At 40.5% G+C, this 19900-nt stretch carries 16 protein-coding genes and 1 pseudogene; 9 read left to right on the forward strand and 8 right to left on the reverse strand.

What is annotated here, in order from left to right; all coding sequences use genetic code 11:
* Window positions 1-99 precede the first annotated feature (99 nt).
* From AC2SLM_RS04680 to AC2SLM_RS04705, 6 genes are all read right to left on the reverse strand, one after another.
* Window positions 100-876: a hypothetical protein gene (locus tag AC2SLM_RS04680; RefSeq protein ID WP_486552328.1), complete on the reverse strand. Its 777-nt coding sequence runs from the start codon at window positions 874-876 to the stop codon at window positions 100-102.
* 123 nt (window positions 877-999) lie between these two features.
* Window positions 1000-1785: a MipA/OmpV family protein gene (locus AC2SLM_RS04685; protein WP_486552330.1), complete on the reverse strand. Its 786-nt coding sequence runs from the start codon at window positions 1783-1785 to the stop codon at window positions 1000-1002.
* 95 nt (window positions 1786-1880) lie between these two features.
* Complete coding sequence (locus tag AC2SLM_RS04690; protein WP_486552331.1) at window positions 1881-2672, reverse strand: rhomboid family intramembrane serine protease; 792 nt, start codon at window positions 2670-2672, stop codon at window positions 1881-1883.
* 89 nt (window positions 2673-2761) lie between these two features.
* Window positions 2762-3973, reverse strand: a complete 1212-nt coding sequence (locus tag AC2SLM_RS04695; RefSeq protein WP_486552356.1) for an alpha-hydroxy acid oxidase — start codon at window positions 3971-3973, stop codon at window positions 2762-2764.
* Between the two features lie 74 nt (window positions 3974-4047).
* Window positions 4048-5823, reverse strand: a complete 1776-nt coding sequence (locus tag AC2SLM_RS04700) for an L-lactate permease (protein ID WP_486552333.1) — start codon at window positions 5821-5823, stop codon at window positions 4048-4050.
* Between the two features lie 188 nt (window positions 5824-6011).
* Entirely contained in the window at window positions 6012-6326 is a 315-nt protein-coding gene (locus tag AC2SLM_RS04705) for a glutaredoxin family protein (RefSeq protein WP_486552334.1), read from the reverse strand.
* 162 nt (window positions 6327-6488) lie between these two features.
* Between AC2SLM_RS04705 and mtgA the strand changes: the two genes are divergently transcribed.
* The 5 genes from mtgA (at window position 6489) to AC2SLM_RS04730 (ending at window position 10967) form a co-directional block, all read left to right on the forward strand.
* Window positions 6489-7166: a monofunctional biosynthetic peptidoglycan transglycosylase gene (gene mtgA, locus AC2SLM_RS04710; protein ID WP_486552336.1), complete on the forward strand. Its 678-nt coding sequence runs from the start codon at window positions 6489-6491 to the stop codon at window positions 7164-7166.
* 238 nt (window positions 7167-7404) lie between these two features.
* On the forward strand, window positions 7405-9636 hold the full coding sequence (gene ppk1 / locus AC2SLM_RS04715; protein ID WP_486552337.1) for a polyphosphate kinase 1: 2232 nt from the start codon (window positions 7405-7407) through the stop codon (window positions 9634-9636).
* A gap of 223 nt (window positions 9637-9859) precedes the next feature.
* The gene (locus tag AC2SLM_RS04720) at window positions 9860-10021 is read left to right on the forward strand and encodes a hypothetical protein (RefSeq protein WP_486552338.1); all 162 of its coding nucleotides are present in this window, start codon (window positions 9860-9862) and stop codon (window positions 10019-10021) included.
* Window positions 10022-10122: 101 nt separating this feature from the next.
* On the forward strand, window positions 10123-10458 hold the full coding sequence (locus AC2SLM_RS04725) for a hypothetical protein (RefSeq protein WP_486552339.1): 336 nt from the start codon (window positions 10123-10125) through the stop codon (window positions 10456-10458).
* 143 nt (window positions 10459-10601) lie between these two features.
* The gene (locus tag AC2SLM_RS04730; RefSeq protein WP_486552341.1) at window positions 10602-10967 is read left to right on the forward strand and encodes a hypothetical protein; all 366 of its coding nucleotides are present in this window, start codon (window positions 10602-10604) and stop codon (window positions 10965-10967) included.
* A 117-nt stretch (window positions 10968-11084) separates the two neighbouring features.
* Here AC2SLM_RS04730 and AC2SLM_RS04735 read toward each other — a convergent pair whose 3' ends face one another.
* Window positions 11085-11867 carry a MiaE family protein gene (locus tag AC2SLM_RS04735; protein WP_486552357.1) on the reverse strand — a complete coding sequence of 261 codons (783 nt, stop codon included), beginning with the start codon at window positions 11865-11867 and terminating at the stop codon, window positions 11085-11087.
* A gap of 499 nt (window positions 11868-12366) precedes the next feature.
* On the opposite strand from AC2SLM_RS04735, the gene AC2SLM_RS04740 reads away from it, so the two are divergent.
* The gene (locus AC2SLM_RS04740; protein ID WP_486552342.1) at window positions 12367-14574 is read left to right on the forward strand and encodes a malate synthase G; all 2208 of its coding nucleotides are present in this window, start codon (window positions 12367-12369) and stop codon (window positions 14572-14574) included.
* 127 nt (window positions 14575-14701) lie between these two features.
* Here AC2SLM_RS04740 and AC2SLM_RS04745 read toward each other — a convergent pair.
* Window positions 14702-15402, reverse strand: a pseudogene (locus tag AC2SLM_RS04745) (IS1 family transposase).
* A gap of 867 nt (window positions 15403-16269) precedes the next feature.
* Between AC2SLM_RS04745 and AC2SLM_RS04750 the strand changes: the two are divergent.
* The 3 genes from AC2SLM_RS04750 to AC2SLM_RS04760 form a co-directional block, all read left to right on the forward strand.
* Entirely contained in the window at window positions 16270-17325 is a 1056-nt protein-coding gene (locus AC2SLM_RS04750; RefSeq protein WP_486552344.1) for a porin, read from the forward strand.
* Window positions 17326-18107: 782 nt separating this feature from the next.
* Window positions 18108-19214, forward strand: coding sequence for a porin (locus AC2SLM_RS04755; RefSeq protein WP_486552345.1), 1107 nt, complete (start codon window positions 18108-18110; stop codon window positions 19212-19214).
* A gap of 120 nt (window positions 19215-19334) precedes the next feature.
* A partial coding sequence (locus AC2SLM_RS04760) for a transposase domain-containing protein (protein WP_486552346.1) occupies window positions 19335-19900 on the forward strand: 566 nt, incomplete at its 3' end.

The following is a 19900-nucleotide window of genomic DNA, read 5'->3' on the forward strand; positions in this document are numbered from 1 at the left end:
TTAGATAAAGACAATTAGTCCAGTGAAGATAGAAAAAGCCCCTAAATTAATTTAGGGGCTTTGCTTATGCTAGTAAGCTTTAGATAATGAATAGGCTAATTATTCTTGGCTAGGGCTAATGGCATCACTAATAGGGTTAGTTGGGCCTTTTAGTAATTCTGGCTCATCATCTGGAGTGATGATATCATTATTACTCTCATTAGAGAGTAGGTCACGCACATTTACCTTGGTCTTTAAGATAAGCTGCTCTTCTTCTACCAAACCATAGTTTATCTGTACCTTATGTAAGGTGTTGATAATCTTCTTATTCTTTTTAAGCCAGCGGTTAATATCCAAGTAAATTATATTATCTTTTGGACGGGCGATATTAATTTTGCTAAGAATGAAGCCTAATGGGTCTTTGTGTAGCACACTGTGATAAAACCAAATAACAAATTTAATACCGCTACGTTTGAGAAAAGACTCACAACGAAGGTTAAGCACATCGGTATTGGTCATTTGTCCAAAAACGAAACGCTGAACGTCACGGTCTAATTGGACATGCACCAATCTAAAGTTACTGGCGACCTCGGCATAGATGCCTTTGACCTCGACGGTACAAAACAGTCTAAACCAATCGTCATGCAGCTCCACTCTTAACTCAAGAATTTGTTTGACGTTGTCTGTAACAAACTTCTTTAGTGCGCCGTTGACTTGATCTTGGCTTACCGGTAAAGAGAATTCATCGTCTACAGAATCTGCTGCTTTACCATACACAGCTCTTACTTTGTCTGTAATATACGACCAAATTCCAGAGAAACCAAACTTTAGATTGTCATCAAAATCTGTGAAAGACTCATCTGCCGTATCATCAATAGGTTGCTGAGTATGTTGCACGTATCGTCCTCTTTATATGAGCGTAATTAAACTTGAAAACAGGTGTTATCTTAACGGTGTGGCTATGATTATAGATAAGAATAGCCACGCTCGATTAGAAATAACAGATTCTAAGGCATATACTTAGAATTTGTATAATACCCCTAAAGTGGTGCGGTAGTCGACACGGTCATCAACCATAGGGCTGTCATACTGCTCATCATTTAGATAAGTGATGTTCTGACCTAAGAATAAATCCCAGTCATTATTTATTTCATAAGTGGCATTTACGCTCACATATGGGCTAACGCTTGAGTCTAGAGAATAACGGCGGATACCTGATTTGTTAGACTCTTTTTGAGTTACGCCATAATAGTATTCGTTGTAATCTTCGCTTACCCATTCAAGACCGGCGCTTGGATAGATGGTCCATTTGCCTGGCGTTAGTTTGGCTAGATAAGTTAAACGAGCAACAGTGCCTTCACTGCGGCCAGTTACATCGGTCGCAATTTGACCACGGAAACCGCCAATAGGCGTGCGGCGTAGGTAGCTTGCGCCAACCATACCCGACCATTTTCTCTCATCTAACTCTTTTAATGCACCGTCAGCATCATCAGGGTCAAACTTACTGCCGCCAGGCTGAATAAAACCGGCAACCTCATTGGTGCCATCATTTACCAGATAACCACCGAACTGGCTACCACGGGCGTAAATCTGACCGTTGTCATAAAACAGGCTTGGTAATATGCTAACTTCATTGTCTCTATCATAGGCGCTGCTTTCAGCAATAACGTTTACGCCAACTCGAAGGCCAGACTCCTCACTAGCTGGAGAAGTAACAGGAGCTTGAGCTTGTGCTGCAGTAGAGGCTAGACCGATTAAGCCTAAGCTTGCCAAAAGTAGCGCAAGTTTTGTATAAGTGGTGATCATAAAAAACTCTTTATCAGTTGATTGATAGAAGGTAAATAAAATTTGAATAAATAAACGGGTAACGTTCGTTAACCGCTATTTTACAGTTAAATGAACTATAAGCCTAACAGTAGATGTAAGTCTAGCCATAACTTATAAAAAATAGCGCTAATAATCAAAAATCCCAACCAAGGGAGTAGCTTATAAATAGGATTACTATTATTGGAATGATTGGTATTCGGTGCAGTTTGAGCACTCTTATTATGGCGCACAACACCGCGATAGCCGAGCATAATACTTATAGCCAATAGTCCTCCTGTGATAGCGCCGCCAATGTGACCGGCATTATCAATTCCAGGAACCGCAAAGCCATACATAAGGTTAATACCCATAATGATGGCTAAATTTTTCAGCTGAGCATTATTACCTTTTGCAGGGAAGTTAAGTAGCTTGCCTTTAAATAGCTCAACCATAAGCAGTGCCATGCCTAGGCCCATAATACCGCCAGAGGCTCCGGCGGATATGCCGGGCACTCCGTTATTATGCATGATTTGCCACCAAGTGACATAGCTGTTAAGTAGATTGCCTCCTACGGCAGAGAGCAAAAATAGCAGTAAGAATTTAACCGAACCGAAGCTGACCTCTGCCGCTTGGCCAAAATAATACATCGCAAACGCATTAAATAGTAAATGCATTAAACCAATATGTAAAAAGGCACTGGTAATCAGGCGCCAAGGCTCATAACCGAGCGTATAGGGGAGCGCGTTGGCACCCCAAGTCAATAGCGCCTCAAGACTTGGCTCATTGGCATCCATACCAGTGGCTACTTGAATAACAAACAGAGCAATAAAGCTCAGTAGCAACAGGGTGGTCATCGGGGCGCGGTTAAAGAATTGTTTTACGGTCATAAGAGGAATTAGCGGCTTATAAAGTTTCGCTATTTTAGCATAGCTAACTGCATAAGACTGCGTCGTTCCTCTTTGAGAGAATATCGGGATTAGCCCCAGCGAATAGGTGCTATTTGTGGAATAGAGGTTTTAAGATACTCGTAAGTGCCTTTGACTAAGATATCGTCTGTGACATTATTAATGTTGGTCTGACCACAAAATGCCATTGTAATATCGCATTCTTTATAAAGTATCTCTAATGCGCGGCGTACACCATCTTCACCGTAAGCGCCGAGGCCGTATAAGAAAGCGCGGCCGACCATGGTACCTTTTGCACCCAATGAAATAGCTTTTAATACATCTTGTCCTGAGCGGATACCACTATCTAGCCAGATTTCGATATTACTATTTTCAGCCTGAACCGCTTGTACGATTTCAGTTAAGCAAGCAATAGAAGAGGGTGCTCCATCTAACTGGCGGCCGCCATGGTTGGAGATAACCATCGCATCGGCACCGCTGCGTGCGGCTAAAATAGCGTCTTCAGGCTCCATAATGCCTTTGATGATTAATTTACCGCCCCACATATCCTTAATGCGTGCCACATCTTCCCAACTTAAGCCTGGGTCAAACTGCTCAGCTGTCCATGATGATAAGGAAGATAAATCGCCAACGCCTTTTGCATGACCTACGATATTACCGAAGGTACGGCTTTTAGCGCCAAGCATGTTATAGCACCATTCAGGCTTGGTCATTAAATTTAAGATATTGCTTAATGTTGGTTTCGGCGGTGCAGACAAACCATTTTTAATATCTTTATGACGCTGACCTAAGACTTGCAGATCTGCGGTTAATATCAGCGCAGAGCAGTTGGCTTCTTTAGCACGGCGGATAAGATTAGCCATAAAGTCTTGATCACGCATTACATACAGCTGAAACCAAAAAGGACGCGTCGTTGCTTCTGCGACTTGTTCGATAGAACAAATACTCATGGTAGACAGTGAAAAAGGAATACCAAATTTCTCAGCTGCGCGCGCGGCATGTATCTCACCATTGGCCCACATCATACCGGTAAAGCCGGTTGGGGCAATGGCGACAGGCATACTGACATCTTCACCAATCATAGTAGTGGCAAGGCTGCGATTGTCCATATCAACCAAAACCCGCTGACGCAGCTTAATACGATCAAAATCCGTTTCGTTATTACGGTACGTCGTTTGTGTCCATGAACCTGAATCAACGTAGTCATAAAACATACGTGGTACCTTGCGCTCGGCTACGCGGCGAAGGTCTTCAATTTCAGTCATCTTGGTTAAGTCTTTCATGATAATGAACTCGCTTAGCTTTGGCATCGACTGATGCTATTAAGAGATTCGAAACTCGTTTTGAGTTTACCTAGTTATTTTATAGTTGAGTGAGCCACTGCAGCCGGTTTGCTGGTAATAGACATAAGGGTTAAGAATAAGATAGGCCAAGCCAGAGCCAATAACCACCAGATTAAACCGCCAAAAATGACTGCCATACCCAAGAATCCTGCCTGCACCACATAATAAGTCATGGCGACTAAGGTCTTACGGATAACATAGCCTTCTTTGTTCACTAAGCCGACGACTGCACAAGCAGCCACCACATTATGAACAGAAATCATATTACCTGCAGCACCGCCAATCGCTTGTAGAGCCACCACTTGCGCAGCAAGGTTGGTATCTAGACCAATCTGAGTGGCTGTTGACCACTGAAAGTATGAAAACATCATATTACTAATGGTGTTAGAGCCAGCAATAAAGGCTCCCATTGCGCCAATCCAAGGTGATACTAAAGGCCAAGTTTGTGAAAATGTGGCACTGGCACTTTCTGCTAATAAGATAGGCATGGCAGGCAAGTTGGTCGCAACGTCAGTACTTGAGCCTGAGTTGATAAACACCTGTACCATAGGCACAGATAATAATAACGCAGGAGCTGCAGAAACCATAGTTTTGGCTGAGTTTGCCCAACTGCGTTTTACTGCGCTCGTATTCATATTATAAATCCACATGCACAGTAAAGAGGTAATAATTAAAATAGTGCCAGGAGAATATAGTAGCTGAATTTTGCTTGAGATTTCGCTGCCATATAAGTTATTAAAAACGATGGTTGCTGAGTCCCCAACCAAGAAGTTTTTGAGCGGAGCGATAACACGTGTAATAATCAATAAACCAATCACGATGGCATAAGGCGAGAAGGCTCGTAGAATTGAGAACTTTGGTTCCACGCTGTCATCAAAATCCTCTTGTGCCAAGGTTCCTAACCATTCTTTATCCCAATGTTCTCTAGGGCCAAAGTCAAAAATCTCTTTTGGCATTAAAAAACCATGTTTGGCCGCAGGAATAACAATTAACAAACCAACAAAACCGCCAACCAATGAGGGGAACTCTGGGCCTAAATATTTGGCAACCAAAAAGTAGGGTAGGGTAAAGCAAATGCCAGAAAATAAAGCAAAAGGCCACACTTTTAGACCTTCCACAAATGATTTTTTCTCACCGAAGAAGCGGGTTAAGAAGGCACTAAGAATTAGTGGAATAAGGACACCGATAAGCGAATGAAATAGACCAACATTTGCGGTAATCTGTAATAAATAATCTGCTACCGTAGCAGGTTCGATAGCGTCTGCTAAATCTTGCTTGTTATCAATCCCTGACCATACGCCGAGTAACAAGGGTGTGCCAACAGCGCCAAAAGAAACAGGGGTTGATTGAATAATCAAGACCACCATGACCGCCGCCATAGCAGGGAAACCTAAGGCCAATAATAATGGTGCGCCCACTGCTGATGGCGTTCCATAACCTGACGAGCCTTCGACCAATGAACAAAATAACCAAGCGACAATAATGGCCTGCACTCGGCGATCAGGCGTGATATCCATAAAGCCGCGGCGGATAGCAATCATCGCACCACTTTCTTTGAGCGTATTTAGCAACAAAATAGCAGAGAAGACGATGAATGCAATAGTTAGGGCAACAATAACCCCGTTAGTGGTCGCTGCAGCAACTTGGGATAAACCCGCATCCCAAACAAATAGCGCTAATAAAGCGGTAACTAAATAAGAAGCTGCCATAGCATATTTGGCAGGTAACCGCAGTACGACCAATAATAGGAATACGGTTACAATGGGAGCAAGTGCTAAAAAAGTAAACATGTAACTTCCTTGTTATGCATGTACAAGTTGAAAATACCAATTGTTCAATTGGCTAATGATTTGAGAATGCCTATAGAAGAGCAAAAGGCATTTTTAAACATACAAAATAATGATGAAAAACTTTAATGGTGCTATTGTATTGCCAAATATTTTTCAAGTAAACACTTGTTTGTTTCTTTGTTAAGTTTTTATGAGAGATGAGCCGTTAAGTCCATGACAGAGAACGGATAATTAATTTGCGTCGTTGGGGTTAAGATAACGGGTATTAATGTGGCGAACTGATCCATCAGTTGCTCATCGAAATCAGCGATATCTACCTTTTGTATAGTAACTGGATTAACACTAGAAAATAGCCTAAGCGTATGTTCCGCTTGCTCACAAAGATGACATCCCGATGTTCCTAATAACCACCAAGCCGTCTCATCTAGATTATTCTCATGGGTATATTGTCCTACATCGGCTTGTTGTTTGATTTGTTGTCGGGCTTGTTGGATATGAGACATATGTTGCCATCCTTTTAGGTGTCTAGATTAATAGTGTAGAGGGTAAGGGTGTAGAGCAGCTATTTTAACGTGATTCTACAAAAGGGGTGATAATTAGCTAGTCGTAAAACCTAGGTTGGTTTATCATTGTTTAAATTTCATTGTTAGCTGAGTCAAAATATTATGACGGCAGTATCTAAGTTTATAAAACGTTTATTAGGGGCACTCATTCTGCTCGTAGTAGCTTTCTATCTTTTGGTAGCCAGCTTGCTTATGGTATGGAAAACGCAGCCTATTAATAACAGTATGTTTATGGTGGCACACCGCATGGGCGGTGGTAGTGTCTCTCAGACATGGGTTGATTATGACAATATTGCAAAAAGTGCCAAGCAGGCGGCGATTGCCAGTGAAGATGCCAAGTTTCTGACACATGAAGGCTTTGATATGGAAGGTATTGAAGCGGCGATGAAGAAAAATGAAAGCAGCGGTAGTGTGTCTGCTGGCGGGTCAACCATTACTCAACAGTTGGCGAAAAACCTATTTTTAACCTCACATCGCTCTTATGTGCGCAAAGGCATTGAAGCCAGTATCACGGTGATGATTGAAGCATTGTGGGATAAAAAGCGCATTTTGACGGCTTATTTGAATGTGGCAGAGTTCGGTGACGGTATTTACGGGATTGAAGCGGCGGCGCAGCATTATTTTAATAAGTCAGCGAGCAATCTTAACCGCGATGAGTCTGCACTATTGATTAGCATGCTGACCAATCCTAAGTATTATCAGGATAATATGGGTGCTAAGCGCCTACGCAATAAACAGCGCATTATTATGAGACGCATGAATAGCGCCAGTATCCCTTAATAAAGTGTGTTTATGACTCAATATACAGGCGGTTGATATATAGTCGTCATATTTGCGTGCTACCATATATAAATAGAGAGGTTTAATTGAGAACAGCTACTTATAGGCTCACTGTTTAAGTCATAAACCCTCGATAATTAGGCATTAATAATGAAGCTAATAGAACGATACCTAGTTTAAATAAGCAAAGACTTAATAAAATCCGCCGTACCATGCATTTAAGGATGTAATTGATATTATGACCAACAACACAGCGACTCAAAAAAAGACAACAACCACTGCTCAAGATAAGGAGCAGACGACTGCCGCTCAGCAATCAAACAATGAGCATGAGCTAACCGTATTAGATTGGCAGCGTTATGACGATGGTACCTATTCGCCGAACTGTTATATCAACCGTGAGTTGTCTTGGCTGCAGTTTCACTTACGTGTACTGGCGCAAGCGACTAACCCGCGCCATCCACTACTTGAGCGTCTGTTTTTCTTAATTATCTTCTCATCTAACATGGATGAGTTCTTTGAGATTCGTGTAGCTGGTCTGATGCAAAAGCTTAATCATGGTTATATCTCAACCAAGCCGGACAAGATGCGTCCGAGTGAAGTATTAAGACAAATCTCTGATGTGGCGCACAAAGCCATTGATGAGCAGTACCGTATTTTAAACGAAGATATCTTGCCAGCATTGGCGGAAGAGGACATCCGCTATCTGAAGCGTAATGAGCTGAATGCCGAACAAGCGCAGTGGATGAAGAATTACTTTATTGAACAGGTCATGCCAGTATTAACACCGATTAGCATTGACCCTGCGCACCCGTTCCCACGTTTGGTAAACAAGAGCCTTAACTTCATGGTGAGTCTAGAGGGCAAAGATGCCTTTGGCCGTGATATAAATCTGGCAGTTGTGCCAGCACCGCGCAGCTTACCACGCGTTATTCGCCTGCCAGATGAGCTAACTGGTGGTAAAGAGCATCATATTATGCTGTCGGCCGTTATTCATGAGCACGTGGGCAAACTATTCCCAGGTATGTCAGTAACGGGCTGCCATCAGTTTCGCTTGACCCGTAACGCTGATCTCGAATTATCTGATGATGTTGAAGATATCGCCAAAGCCCTAGAGGGCGAGCTGGACAATCGCCGCTTCGGTGATAAGGTACGCCTAGAGGTGACTACCAACTGCCCAACTGAGATTAGCGACTATTTATTAGATGAGTTCGGCCTACATGACAACCAGCTATATCGTGTTAATGGTCCGGTTAACCTGACTCGTTTGTTGTTCGATTTTGATATTCCGAAGTTGCGTTTCCAGCCGTTTACGCATATTATTCCTAAAGCCTTTAGACGTGAGTCATTTGACAAAGGTGAGAGCATGTTTACCGCCATTCGCCGCGGCGACGTGATGGTGCATCATCCTTTTGAGTCATTTAATCCTGTAGTGAACATCATTTGGCAAGCGGCCAATGACCCGAAAGTATTGGCGATTAAACAGACTTTATATCGCTCGGGCAAAAACTCTGAAATTGTTAAGGCATTAGCAGAAGCGGCACGTAATGGTAAAGAAGTTACCGCTATTATAGAGCTACGTGCCCGTTTTGATGAAGCGTCAAACATCGAGGTTGCTAACTTCTTGCAAGAAGCAGGCGCAGTCGTGGTTTACGGTATAGTCGGTTATAAAACGCATGCCAAACTGATGCTGATTGTACGCCGTGAGGATAATAAAATCCGCCGCTATGTGCATTTAGGTACTGGTAACTATCATGAAGGTAATGCCAAAGCTTATACAGATTATGGTCTATTTACCGCTAATCCTGATATCTCTGAAGATGTACACAAAATCTTCCAAGAGTTAACTGGAATGGGTAAGCCTGCCAACGTGAATAAACTATTGCATGCGCCATTTACCTTACACACTCAGTTGATGTCATTTATAGATGGTGAGATTGCCAATGCCAAAGCCGGTAAAAAAGCCCATATCATCGTTAAATGTAACGCGCTAACCGAGCGCCATTTGATTGATAAGCTATATGATGCCTCGCAGGCAGGCGTGAAGATTGAATTGATTTTACGTTCGATGAGCTGTATTCGTCCGCAAGTCAAAGGTTTGTCTGAGAACATTACAGTACGCTCAATTGTGGGCCGCTTCTTAGAGCATACACGTGTTTATTATTTCTATAACGGCGGCGATGAGCGCTTGTATTGTGGCAGCGCGGACTGGATGAGTCGTAACTTATTCCACCGTGTTGAGGTGGCATTCCCTGTAGAGGACCGTAATCTGTTCAAACGTGTCTATGAGGATGGTCTGATCAGCTATCTAAAAGACAACGTACAGTCTTGGTCATTAAAAGGCGATGGCAGCTGGGAGCAGATAAAACCTGCAAAAGGCGAAGAGCCGTTTATTGCACAGGATTATTTATTGAAGAAAATAAATGGGGTGTCAGATATTGAAGAGAGTGTTCCTCAATCTGATATTTGATTGATAACGCTTATTTATCCTGTTTTAGTGAAAGAAGAGCAACTTTGTTTACAAAGTTGCTTTTTTTTCAACATTTTTAAACACAATACTACGTGTTGCTAATAGTTTATAGCAGTGCTTTGTCTATATGATAATAATCAGCTTATAAAGGTCAGTATTTATTAGCTGCCTTAATAAAGAACCACAATAGATAGTTCATATTATTGATAAAAGGAAAAACATCATGAATAACGATGCAAATAAATCGGAAGTGACACAAGCTGCAAACGAAGTAGAGCCAAATCAAGTGAAAGATAATCTAAAAGATGACAATCAAGCACCACAAGATTTATCTAAGGATGAGGAAACACCATTTATTGATGACGATGTACGAACTGATAAATAGTGCATAAATAAATGTTAGGCGAATAAGGTCTTAAGCACATAAAAATTAATTAGCTACTGGGATATCAGTACAATTATAAAAATAAATAATGAGGGGATAATATGTCGATTAACAAAGAAATCAAAGTAGAAGGCACTCGTGATCAAGTTATAGCAGATGACGTGAATAAAGCGCGTGCTCGCGGTGAGCATCATGAAGAAAATATCCCTTCTATTGATAAAGGTGCTGCTCAGTCTAAAGGGACTGAAGAAGGCAAAGAAGAGTTAGGCGATTACGAAGGCACTAAGCATCAACCAGAAATTGATGGTGAACAGCAAGATTCACAAGAAACTGATGAAGTGTATTTAGACCCTCGTGCTCAAGCAGGTCTACCGCCAGCAGGTAAAAATGTGGGTGATTTAAATGCTCATGATCTAGGTCGCCATGATAAAGACTAATAAATGCAATTGAGCAATTGTTCCTCATCTACATAGACAGGTTACTCATTTATATAGAGGACTCGTTTATATAATGAGAGTGATACGAAACTTTTTATACTTATTAGAAGAATAAACTTACTCAATAATAATAAGGATGAACCATGCAAACCAAAGACCCTCATTTAACCAAAACACCAATTAATACAGAAGCCCCGAATACAGAAGCCGTTAATACAGAGACTGGAACTGAGGATCGTCGCGTTGCTTCAGAGACTCAAGATGATAAGGGTACAGAAACACTTAAGCAGGATGTCTATAAGTCTAAACATGTCAATGATGGCGACAATCCAGCGCGTCAGCCAGACAGACGAGATCAAGAAGGCGAAACGCCATTTGATGGTAATGTGAATGCCAATACTGTATCAAAAGCAGATGAGCAGCCTCAGAGCGATGAAATCACGGATCAGAACCGTTATGCCACTGTTGATAACGCGCAAACTCGAGTACTAAACGAAGATTTAAAATAAAAAGTTTGAGTAGCTTTTAAACAAGGCATCAAGCTGTATAAGAATAGAAGAGGGTAGATTAACTGAGTTAATCTGCCCTTTGTTTTGGCTAAATTCATCTATTTGACAAATGGGTGCTTAAAGACTGGGTACGCCGCTGTGGAAACGCAGCTCACTATCTGGGCTAGTAATCAGCTCCGCCTCAACTTCCCTAAAAAAGGCAATGCGGGCATCAATATCTAAGGTTTGCTCGTCATGATTGATACTACCATTGGTGGCTTGATGCAGCGCTTCATAATCTAAAGCTGCCTTTGCCTGCTTTTCTTTGGGGTTATCTGATACAAGAGAGCGGGCGAGCGTAATGTAATCCTCGTAATGACGACTTTCAGATTTTAATAGATAACGGTAATATTTAGCTAGGCGTTCATCATCGATCACTTCACTTAATGCCGCAAAGCGCTCGCAAGAACGTGCCTCAATAAAGGCACCAATGATCAATACATCAATCATAGCAGCAGGCTCAAAGGTACGCTTGTGTTTAAGCATTCCTTTTGCATAACGGCTAGCAGGCAAATGACGCCATTTCTGTCCACGTTCTACCATAATGCCGACCACTTGTTCGTAGTGTAACATCTCTTCACGAATCAGTTGAGCCAGTTTTAGCTGTAAGTCGCGATGGAACTCATAACGAAAAATAAGGTTCATCGCTGTTCCGGCTGCCTTTTTCTCACAATTGGCATGATCTTGAATAATGGTCGGTAAGTCCTGCTGCGCCGCCTCTAACCATGATTTTGGTGTACGCGTACCTAAAAATTCATAAATATGAGAAATATCTGTTTTTGCAGGGGCGTGAACGGTGTTGTTTACGTCCTCGTCAGTTAAAGACGTTGCAAAAGAAGAGACAGGTGCCGTGGTATTCATCGAATTAGTCATAAACAGTCAGTCTTAAGTATGGGGTAAGAGAAAAGAGTAGTGAGTCATAAACTCTAAAATAAAATGAGTAGGCGATTATAAATTGAGTAGGCATTATTCTATCAAATATCAGCCACTGACTTCGCCTATTGTTTGGCCATCGGCACTAAAGATTTAAAATATTAAAAATAGCAGAAACTGTAGTAAATTAAATAGCTAAACTCTGCCAGTGGCTACCATGCTAAGTCTATAGACCGCTGATTTATATCGTTTTAATACCCATTATCAAGTGATTAAAGACCAAATATTTATTTGTGAAATGCCAGTTTCTTGTTTATTTAGTTGAATGATAGTAGTATGAGGATAGATAAATCAGGCATGGTTTATCAGTCATTTTAAATAGTGATATTAGTCCGAAAAAAGACTATAGAATAAGATATAACTAATAAAAATTTAGTCTAAATCTTTTTTGATATTTATAACTTTCACCAATAAAGGATCAAATGGTATGAGTAACTCTGTTAATAACGGTCAGAATCGTGTTCAAAAAGGCATCCTTGCTATTGATAGTCAACTTTATAATTTCATTGAAAATGATGTGCTACCTCGTGTTGGTGTAGAGTCAGAAGCGTACTGGTCAAACTTCGCAGATATCGTTAAGCAATTTACGCCACGCAACAAAGAGCTACTTGCTAAGCGGGATGAGCTACAAGCAAAAATCGATCAGTGGCATTTAGACAATCCTGCCAAAGACGGTGAGATTGATTACCCTAAATATAAGCAGTTCCTACAAGATATCGGTTACTTATTGCCTGAAGGCGATGACTTTGAAGTAACGACAGAAAACGTCGATGCTGAAATTGCAACGACCCCAGGTCCACAATTGGTTGTACCAGTGCGTAATGCTCGCTATGCGCTAAACGCAGCCAATGCGCGTTGGGGCAGCTTATACGATGCCTTATATGGCACTGATATGATTGACACTGACGATGGCAAAGACAAAGGCAGCAGCTACAATCCAAAACGTGGTGCTGAAGTTGTGGCTTATGCCAAAGGCTTCTTAGATGAGTATTTTGGTCTAGAGCAAGGCAGCTATACTGATGTGACTGGCTTTAGTGTTGAAAACGGTGCATTGGTTATCGCTCAAGGTGACAGCAAAACCGCACTAAAAAATACTGCGCAATTCGCAGGTCATGTGGGTGATGCTGCAAAACCAACCGGTATCTTGCTTAAAAACAACAACCTACATGTAGAAATTCAGATTGATGCCAGCCATCCAGTGGGTAAAGATGATCCTGCTAACATCAAAGATGTGCTATTAGAATCAGCGATTACAGCTATTCAGGATAACGAAGACTCAGTTGCTGCGGTTGATGCAGAAGAGAAAGTAGAAGCGTACCGTAACTGGTTTGGCTTGATGAATGGTGATTTAACCGAGACTTTCTATAAAGGCGATAAAAAGCTAACTCGTAAACTTAACCCAGATCGTGAATATACTACGCCAGAAGGCGGTAAGCTTGTATTACCAGGCCGTGCGCTACTGTTAACGCGTAACGTGGGTCACTTAATGCAAAACCCAGCTATCTTAGTTGATTTGGGTAACGGTCAAGAAGAGATTTTTGAAGGTATCATGGATGCGCTAATCACGCCATTATTGACCATCAATGACATCAAGGGTAATAACGAGCACTCTAACTCACGTGAAGGCTCAATGTATATCGTCAAACCGAAGATGCATGGCCCTGAAGAAGTGAAGTTCGCTGATGATTTATTTGCTGCGGTTGAAGATGCGTTAAACTTACCAAGAAATACCCTAAAAATCGGTATTATGGATGAAGAGCGCCGTACCACTATTAACCTAAAAGAGTCGATTCGTCAGGCTAAAGAGCGCGTTATTTTTATTAACACCGGTTTCTTAGACCGTACAGGTGATGAGATTCATACCAGCATGAACGCCGGTCCTTTTGTTCGTAAAGGTGACATGAAGTCACAAGCGTGGCAGCCTGCGTATGAGCAGTGGAACGTTGATATCGGTATTGAAACTGGTTTAATCGGCCGTGCTCAAATTGGTAAAGGCATGTGGGCGAAACCAGATGAGATGAAAGAGATGGTGGAGACTAAGTCTAACCATCCTAAAGCCGGTGCGACAACCGCATGGGTACCGTCACCAACAGGTGCAACGCTACATAGTATTCACTACCATCAAGTGAACGTACAAGACGTACAAGAGAGCTTTAAAGGCCGTGAGCGTGCAAGCCTTGATGATATCTTAACGATTCCATTAGCAAAAGATACCAATTGGACAGAAGAAGAGAAGCGCCAAGAGATTGAGAATAACGCACAAGGTATCTTAGGTTACGTTGTACGCTGGGTTGATCAAGGTGTCGGCTGTTCTAAAGTGCCAGATATCAATAACGTGGGTCTAATGGAAGACAGAGCAACGCTACGTATTTCAAGTCAGCACATTGCTAACTGGTTGCATCATGGCGTCGTAACCGAAGAGCAAGTGATGGAGGCTCTAAAACGCATGGCGAAAGTGGTTGACGAGCAAAATAAAGGCGACTCGAACTATATCCCAATGGCGGATAACTTCGATAACTCAATTGCTTTCCAAGCCGCTAAAGATTTAATCTTTAAAGGCCGTGAGCAGCCAAGTGGCTATACTGAGCCATTATTACATCAAGCCCGCTTAAAACTTAAATCTTTATGCGAGTGAATCGTGCTAGCACTATTTAACTTTTAACTATTCTACACTTTTTTAAAGCTCTGCTAAATTCGATATTTAGCAGAGCTTTTTTTTGTCTATTCAAAACCTTGGTGGTGTTTCAAAAAGTATGCTGACATTAGACATACCCACAATTGATGTAAAAGAACAGCATATCAAAGGTCTTAAAATGGTTATCGAGCTTTTTAGAGAAACCACAAGTTTTTCTAAAAGCTCGTCTTAATCTTTGTCTTATTCGGCAGTTATTGCCTTTAATACCGACAGTATATTTTTACCAATTCGTTTATTGTCAGCTTTGAAAGCAGTGATAAAGCTGTCCCTGTTGTCCATAGCTATATATCCATAGTCAATTTTAAGCTGCTTGAGACGGGCTCTAAGCTTCTTAGCTATCTTTAAGTTACACCTGCCCCATACATAAGCTACTATCTCACCTATGCTACGGTCATAGGCATAAATGAGCCAAACTTTACGCTTCTTTTTGCCTACATCCGTCCAAAACTCATCGACCTCAAGTCTTCGGTAGTACTGTTGCTTCGGGGTGAGTTGGTATGTCCAGCCTTGTATCGTATTTAGTATCTTACCTATGCTTACTGTGGCTATTTCAGCAATATCTCGAATGCCACAGCCTCAGACTAACATTAACCGAATTCTGCTTTTTACGGTTGAATGACAACCTTGATAGGTTAAAGCATGGTCACCAATAAATTGGCGTTTACATCTCTTACATTGGTAGTTTTGCTTACCATAGCCTTTTTTACCGTTTTTCTTTACACTTGTACTGTGACAGTCGGGGCAGTTAAGTTCTATTTGTGTCTTCATAACCTCAAATATAACATCTGCTCTGGCTGTCCCAACATTTTTTCTACTTCAGTATACTTGTTGAGACACCACCAGTAATTTTTCTAAACCTGCTTCAATTTACGCACAATATAATAATGTTAGTGATCTTGGCGGCTTAGATGATGTAGATAATGACCAGTATGTTATAGGTGGAAAGTATAAGTATCAAAAAATATAGTTGGTCATTTATATGCTGGATATAGTGATAAAGAATTAAGTGATAGAGCAGATGCTGAAGTATTTGCAGTAGGTGGTGGTTGAGAGTATTTATTCTAGACTTAATTTGCTAATTAATAATAATAGACTCACTGTAACTAGTGGGTCTTTTTTATATGCTGTATAAAATAGAACCAATACCTCATTCTCAACTTTTAACGTAGACTTTGGCTTTAATCTAGCATTATGATTAGAGGTCTAAACTGGCTGGACTAAAAATACCAGACTTGAATCTACAGTTAATTTTAATAGTTTGAGAATAGGGTTTGTTTAGTAAGGTTTGACATAGTCATTAGGAAAAAATAAGGCCTAGTGCTAAAAAAGTGTTGCAAATTATTTCAAAGTTGATATCCTTATTCAAGAGGTATAAGTTTGGTGAGTTATGTAACAGAATTCTATGCCTTGTTATTTTTATGAGTTTCTAAAAACGAGTTGTAATAAATAGACTTAGTTAATTTATTTATAAAATCAATAGAACTGTAATACTTTACTACCATACTACATTAAGATCTGACTGTTATATTAAGTCAGAGAATTTTAATGACAATTATGTCTCTTTGACTAATCATTCGATGGCCGTTAGCTTTTTAGAGCAGCCTATAACTAAAATTGTAAAGTGGAGAACCACCCATGAAAAAACTACTTCTAGCATCAGCCATTGCTGCTCTATCTATTTCAACTGTACAAGCTGCACCTACCATATATGGTAAAGCTTTTTTAACAGCTGATTATGTAGACGCTGAAATAGACTATGAATCTCCTACTGTAAAAGATAAAGATGGTGATTCATTGCAGTTGAACTCAAATGGATCGCGTATTGGTTTTAAAGGTTCAGAACCAATTACAGAGAATACTGATGTTATTTATAAGTTAGAATATGGTATTGACATTGATGGTGATAAGACTGATACATTCACGCGTCGTACTACTTTTTTAGGTCTAAAAAATAACAGTTTTGGTGAGCTAAGATTTGGTAACCAAAGCTCTCCAGTCGATGAGATCAATAATATCACTGTTACAAATGGTTACTGGGATAATTTAGGTACTAATAATGAAGAGCCTACTTTAGCTCAAGCTCTAACTATGGCTGATAGTAGTCGTATCGATAACTCTGTAATGTGGGTTTCACCTCAGTTAGGTAACCTACCTTTACAAGTTACTGCTATGTACGGTGCTGATGAACAATTTGACATAGATGGTGAAGAGAAAGATGATGACGGTTATGGTGCTTCAATCATGTTTGATCAAGGTACTGGTTTTACAGCAGGTCTAGCATATGATGATGACTTAGAAATTGCAGGCGACGTTATCCGCGGTACAGTTTCATATGACGCTTCTGAGTTAACGGGTACACCAATAATGATTGGTGCAATGTATCAAGAAGCAGATTACGATGATACAAGCGAAGATGAAACAGGTTTTGTTATCTCTGTTGAAATGGGCTTAAGTAACTTTGCTAAACCTGCTACTGTCTATGCACAGTATAACAATGTTAGTGATCTTGGTGGTTATAAAGGTTTAGATTCTGATCAGTTTGTTTTAGGTGGCAAATATATGTACCAGAAAAATATGATTGCTCATCTATATGCTGGTTACAATAACACTGAAGGGTATAGTGCTAGTACTAATACTGATGCAGAAGGTGATTTATTTGCTATTGGTGGCGGTCTAGAATATAAGTTCTAATTTAAATATTAGATTTTAAGTCAAAAAAAACTCATCTTTCAAGATGAGTTTTTTCTTACGTTATAGTATCAAAGGTAGTCTTTATTTAAGGCCTTACTTTTATTAATGACGAGATTAAAATTAGGGCGTGTGGAACATTCGACCATGGCACTGGCGGCGACTATTTTTTAGTCAATATGCAGTGAAATTTTTGACGCTTAGTCATTCTAAGTTAGACAATTTCGCAATATATTGGCAAAAAAGAGTCCCGCCCCTGAGAACGGATTAAGCAAAGCACTGCTTTGCCCGTTCGCAAGGCGAGAGCTGTGCTCGAGTGAGGCTGATGCTAAAATCGCCCCAGACGTTATTGCAAACCTAGTCAAGGTCTAGACATTAACGACGGTTTACGCCTAGTCTGAAACAATTTTAGCTATCAGCAGTGCTAATTTGCGAATGTTCCACACGCCCTAATATTTTCATAATTATATAAGATAAATTTGTCGTTAATAAATAGTTTGAGTAATCCAAATCACCTTTATGCATATTGTAACACCGATATTTCTGAGCTATACGGCGAAGAATGAAAGTTATTATTGTATCTAGTCTCGTGTTTTTATAGTTAAGTTAAAAAATTATTGCATTATTTAACAATTTTGTCATAAAATATTGCCATAATTGCATCAAGTTTAATTTAGGTTAATAAATTGATTCTGTAAGTTACAGTTTCATCTTTTAAAACCATCAAAGCGAACATTTTTCAATTGAAATGATTCGTAACTAATCCGTAAGTGGAGAAATACCCAATGAAGAAATTACTTTTAGCCTCAGCAATCGCCGCTTTATCTGTATCAGCTGCCAATGCCGCTCCAACTGTATACGGTAAAGTATTCATGACAGCGGATTACATCGACGCTGAACTTGATTATGATAATAACTATCTACAAGCTGAAAATGCTGCAAGACTTGCTTATAACCAAGCGAATCCAAATGCAGAACAAGAAGAGCTTTTATCTGATAGTGATGGTGATTCGTTACAGCTTAATTCAAACAGCTCGCGTATTGGTTTTAAAGGTGCAGAGGCTATTACTGCAAATACTGATGTCACTTATAAGCTTGAGTATGGTATTGATGTTGATGGTGATAAAAAAGATACTTTTAAAAGACGTGATACTTTCCTTGGCTTAAAAAATAACAGTTTTGGTGAGTTTCGTTTCGGTCATCAACATGGACCGCTTGATGCGATTGATACTGTAACTCTAACTGAAGGTTATTGGGACAATTTAGGTGGTAATAATAACGAAGCGACTTTAGCAGACGCTTTAACCATGCTTGATAGCAGCCGTATAGATAACTCTATTTTGTGGATTTCACCAAAGTTTGAAGGCCTACCATTACAGTTTACTGCTATGTATGCTGCTGATGAAGTATTTGAAACTGATGGTGTTGATCGTGACAATGGTTACGGCGCATCAATCATGTTTGATCAAGGAACTGGCTTCTCAGCTGGTGTTGCTTATGATAAAGACATTAATGTCGCGGGTGATGTTATCCGTGGTACTGTTTCATATGATGCTAGTAACATGACTTCACTACCATTAACTGTAGGTGGTATGTATCAAGAAACTGATTATGATAGTTCAAATAAAGATGAGAAAGGTTTTGTTATTTCAGCCGAAATGGGTTTAGCTAACTTCTCTAAACCTGCTTCTGTGTATGCACAATATAACAACGTTAGCGATCTAGCTGGTGTTAGTGGTTTAGATTCAGACCAATTTGTTGTTGGTGGTAAATACAATTATAAAAAGAATATAATTGCTCATGCATACGCAGGTTATAACAAAACTGAGCATGACAACGTAGTTGAAGCAGACGTATTTGCTATCGGTGGTGGCCTAGAATATAAATTCTAATTTGAATTAAAATTCTATTTCTCAAAAACTCACTCTTCGGAGTAATGCCAGTCAGTTAAGGCAAAAACCCGAAGAAAAGTAATAAAATAGCCCATCTATAACTAGATGGGCTATTTTACTATGAGACTACAAGAAGCTATTAATGAGACGCATAAAAGGATCCCAGACACCCTAGAACAATTTAGTGAATTAATAGACCCTGACTGGATACAGCAGGCCTTAGAATATACAGGCAAAGCGAGCATTAGAAGGCGGAAGCTACCAGCCGAACACGTTGTTTGGCTAGTCATCGGTACAGCCTTATATCGAAACCGTTCCATCTGGTATATCACAGAGCAAATGCGGCTTAATCTAGACTCACAGGCCTGCGTACCCAGTGCTGTTGTACAAGCAAGACAACGCCTCGGGCATGAACCTCTAAAGCAGCTATTTCATCAACTAAGTGCTCACTACCAAACGGAATCACTAGCCCAGCAACAAGACTTCATGGGACTTAGCGTCCAAGCCGTAGATGGCGTCGTATACTCATTGCCATACACCGATGAGAACCTTCAGCACTTTAGCTCAAGCAAAGGTAGGACCAAAGAGGCGCCTTATCCACAAATGCGTTCGGTATGTCTTATCAATACTGACACACATGAGATCATTGACACAACTCTTGGAGATATGGGTCAAGGAGAGATCAC

The sequence above is a fragment of the Psychrobacter sp. CX16 genome (genome assembly GCF_057396245.1).